At 35.6% G+C, this 4,205-nt stretch carries 5 protein-coding genes; 1 reads left to right on the top strand and 4 read right to left on the bottom strand.

All coding sequences use genetic code 11. From position 1 onward, the window contains the following. Nucleotides 1-642 (top strand): TIGR01777 family protein (locus tag FJ213_12960; protein MBM4177060.1); only part of this gene is annotated, 642 nt, incomplete at its 5' end. A gap of 69 nt (nt 643-711) precedes the next feature. Here FJ213_12960 and FJ213_12955 read toward each other — a convergent pair. The 4 genes from FJ213_12955 to FJ213_12940 all read right to left on the bottom strand — a co-directional run. After that, nucleotides 712-1,335, bottom strand: coding sequence for a TlpA family protein disulfide reductase (locus FJ213_12955; protein MBM4177059.1), 624 nt, complete (start codon nt 1,333-1,335; stop codon nt 712-714). Between the two features lie 169 nt (nt 1,336-1,504). Beyond that, a complete protein-coding gene (locus tag FJ213_12950; GenBank protein ID MBM4177058.1) occupies nt 1,505-2,047 on the bottom strand; it encodes a leucyl/phenylalanyl-tRNA--protein transferase in 543 nt (180 codons plus the stop codon). Nucleotides 2,048-2,092: 45 nt separating this feature from the next. After that, the gene (locus tag FJ213_12945; protein ID MBM4177057.1) at nt 2,093-3,418 is read right to left on the bottom strand and encodes a SpoIID/LytB domain-containing protein; all 1,326 of its coding nucleotides are present in this window, start codon (nt 3,416-3,418) and stop codon (nt 2,093-2,095) included. Then, nucleotides 3,419-4,205, bottom strand: a 787-nt coding sequence (locus FJ213_12940) for a T9SS type A sorting domain-containing protein (protein ID MBM4177056.1), incomplete at its 5' end; no start/stop codon positions are given. It lies immediately after the preceding gene.

Here is a 4,205-nt window from a genome sequence, read left to right as displayed (position 1 = left end):
AGAGTTAAATCAACTCAAGTCATTGTGGATGCAATTGCTTGTTCGGAGAAGAAACCAGAGCTGCTGATCGTAAGCAGCGGAGTGAATTACTATGGCTCAAACTGGGAAGAAATTTTTACAGAGGAGTCACATGCTGGAAATGATTTCATGGCAAATTTAGCAATAGACTGGGAAAACGCAGCAGCTGAGGTTGAAAAATTCGGAGTTAGGAGAGTGAGTCTCCGAACAGGAATGGTGCTATCGTCCCGCGGCGGTGCACTTCCGAAATTTCAATTACCTTTCAAGCTATTTGTTGGGGGAATAATTGGTTCAGGAAAACAATTCATTCCGTGGATCCACGAAGAGGATTTTATTGATATCATAATGTTTGCTGTGTCGAAACGTAAATTGAATGGTGCGGTGAATGCAGTTTCGCCTCAATCTGTAAGAATGAATGAATTTTGCAAGACTCTCGGAAAAGTTATGAAGCGGAAATCATGGACAAAAACACCAGAATTCTTAGTGAAATTGGTATTGGGTGAAGTATCTTCATTATTGCTTGAAGGACAAAACGTTTATCCGAAAAAACTTTTGGATGCTGGATTCAAATTTGGATATAGTGATCTAGAAGATGCTCTTAGAAGTATTATCAATTCGGAATAGAACGCGGATTTTATGGATTTAGCGGATTCACACAGATTCTAAACTGTCGCCGCCAAATCGTATCAAACTTTAAATCTGAAGTTCCTCGCGAATTACATTTAAATATGTGCTCTTTGGATATAACCCCACCATTTTTTTTATGATCTTGCCGTCTTTAGAAATTATGAACGAAGTCGGTATTGCATCGATTCCGCCGTACTGCTGAAGCACATTTGGATCTGAAATTAAAATTGGATAATTGATCTTAAATTCTTTAACGAAACCGGGAACAACTTCCATAGGATTTTGATCAACCGTAATCCCGATCACTTGAACATCTTTATATTCTTTTTGTATTTCAATCAGATCGGGAATCCCTTCTCTGCAAGGTGCACACCAAGTTGCCCAAAAATCTACTATAACAATTTTTCCCTTAAAATCAGAAAGTTGTACATTTTTTCCGTCAAGTGATTTTAGTGCGAAATTATGCGCTGGATTTCTTGTCTCATCTGTTTTTGTTTTTTCGTCTGAAGAGCTTGGCGGATAATGTTGAGGATTAATTTCTGGTAAATCGTCTCTTGTATTATTGACTATAAAAAGTATTATGACTGTGGCCACGAATGCAATTGTAAAATATCTTCCCCAATTGATTTTTGGTTTTTCTTCTTGTGACCGTGCTTGCGTTCCGATTTTTCTCTCTTTTTGTTTTTTCATTTTCGCTTTAAGTTTTATTACAGCTTTGATTTATTTCAAAGTTAGAAATGAGAATGGAAGTTGTCAATGTATAATTCGAATATGAACCTTACTTTGTTTTAAAATGGCCTATATATTTAATCCGTGAAAATTCGCATAAATCTGTAAAATTCGTGTTCTATTTTATTAATCAGCATTTATCTTGATAAGCGTCATCAAGTAATCTGTTATATTCTTCAAGAGAAATTTCGACAGCGCCGAACATTTTCAGGTGAGGTGTAATAAATTGAACATCCAGCAATTTGAAATTCTTCTCAATCAAATGTCGAATTAAGAAATAAAGAGCAACCTTTGAGGCCTCTTCTTTTTTTGAGAACATACTTTCACCAAAGAAAGCTCCTCGAATTGCAATTCCATAAAGTCCGCCGACTAACTTTTTTTCAAAATAAGTTTCAACGCTGTGAACATAACCAAGTTTAAAAATCCTTTCATACGCATCGATAAGTTCTTGGCTAATCCAAGTCTTTTTACGTTTTGCACATTCATGAATTACTTCGAGCGTGGAAGTGTTAAACTTTATTTCGAAAATATTTTTTCCGATAACTTGCCGCAGAGAACGTGTTATACGGTAGTTATCTAACGGAATAATTGCTCTTACTTGCGGATAGTACCAATTGATTTCACCAGATTCTTCAGCCATTGGGAAAGCCCCCATCGAATAATTTCGAAGCATAGCCTGCGGCTCCAGCGAAGAATTATTTAATTTCCTAGCAGGCAATTAGTAGACTGTTTCTAATTTTGAGTTTTTAAAGTAGTGATAAAGAATTTCTTCAAACTTTTTTCCTTTGGAAGCCATTACTGCTCCACCAATTTGACAGAAACCGACACCATGTCCCCAGCCTGCGCCTCGAAGAATAAATTTTATTGGAACATTTGGATTCTCTCCATAAACATGCTCAATAGTAAAAGCAGAACTGTAAAGGTGTTTCTCTGATAAAGCTCTTCGGATCTCAAGTTCTTTTCCGATTGTGAATTCTTTTTTCGATCCGATGATCTTTAATTTTTTTATTCTGCCGGATTTTCCTCTTTCTAGAGATTTTAATTCAATAATTTCACCGAAGTCAATTCCCATTTTCAACTTAAGTAAAGTAACCAATCCAAGCTGTTTCATTTCAAGTTTCCATCTAAAGAAATCAACTGTTGTCTGATCGTAATCGAGAAGAATTGTCTTCAATAGTTCTGAATCATTTGTGTTGCAGTAAGCTTCAGGCTGTGAGTTAATAAACTCGCTTGCTCGCTCTTCAGTGTCAAGAGTTAGAAAAGCAGGCGCATCGAGATCGTAAATTGATATTAAATATTGTATCTCATTATTCTGCCAGACATTTTGAAATTCTTCCGAAAAACCCCCGCAGCATTTTGAATATCTTGTATCGCAAACTTTTCCTTCGTAGGTCAATACTATTCCGAAAGTTTCTTTAACGGCAGCAAGCGCTTTGTTATCGTGAATTTTAGTAATGCCCTGATATCTTTGGCAGTGATCGTCGGCGCAAACATCAAAGTGCTCATGATCCTCTCGGTCGTACCATTTTATAATTTCTTTTTCGGTTTGAATAAAATCGTGTTTTTTCGATTCTCCGTTTTTTGTTTCATCTAATTGTGAAAGAAGCCAGCTTCTTGAAATTATTGAATGTGCTTTTAAATATTCGTACGGGCTTTCTGAGTTCATTTCCGAACTGATTACCGATTGTAAATATTTTTCAACCTCGATTTCGTTAATTAAAATCAGCTTTCCATCGCGATTAATAATTAGCAAATTCCCTTCAAAGGTTTCTTTTTCCTTTTGCTCCCAGTGAAAATCAATTCCGATCACAACGTTTTCGATATCAAAGTTCGATTTTTTCCCTTTCGGTTTAAAAATGAATTCCTTTTGTTCGTCGATAATATTTTCTTCTTGGTGAAGACAAATCAAATCCCCTTTAACAGTAACGGTATATCCAATATCATTCATTTTTTGATTTTCGTTCATTAAAAACGAACCGTGCAAAAAAAACTTTGCAGAATGCTGATTAGATATTATTCCAACTTTTATAATGGGTTGTTTCATTTATTTTACCAGTGTCATTTTAATTGTTTTTATTTCATTTCCAACTCGGAGCGATGCAAAATATATTCCGCTCACCAATCCACTAGAGAATCTGGAAGCGTCAAATTCTATCTCATAACTGCCGGGATTTTTTTGTCCGTCAACAAGAGCTATGATTTCTCTCCCAAGCAAGTCGTATATTTTCAGATTACAGTTCGCCGATTTCCTGATAGTGAATCTAATTTTTGTGGAAGCATTAAAAGGATTTGGAAAATTTTGCTTAAGGGAAAAATCTTCAGTGATAATTCCATCATCAACTTTTGTGGGAGTTCCGGCATAAATAACACGAATTGCATCTGCAACAATAGTTCCATCCCCTTTATTTGAAAGCTTAATAGTCAAATAATCAGGCGTGTTCAAGTTCACACTATCGAGCAATTGCCACAAACCGCCGTTATTTTTTTGATTTACAATTTTATTGCTGTTGTAATTTAAAGTTTGGATTTCATATTTCGCGTTAGTTGCCGCTGTTGAAAGGTCTTGCCACATTGCATAGACTAAATATTTTCCAGGAGATAGTAATTCCGTATTCCATTCAACATAGTGATTATTTGCACTTGGTGTTATGTAGAGATAAGAATCGCCGTAAAAATTCCAATTGGAATTATTTGTAAAAGTCAACCAGCTGCCGACTGCGTTAGCAGATTTATTATCCATCACAAACCATTTTGGATGATTCAATTCAAGATATTCCATAATTCCCATCACAGATTGTTTTCCGAATTCATTCAATATGTTGTTATCTATC

The sequence above is a fragment of the Ignavibacteria bacterium genome (genome assembly GCA_016873845.1).
Lineage (GTDB): Bacteria > Bacteroidota > Ignavibacteria > Ch128b > Ch128b > JAHJVF01.
Note: the sequence above shows the minus strand (reverse complement) of the source record. Positions and strands in the feature narration are given on the sequence as shown.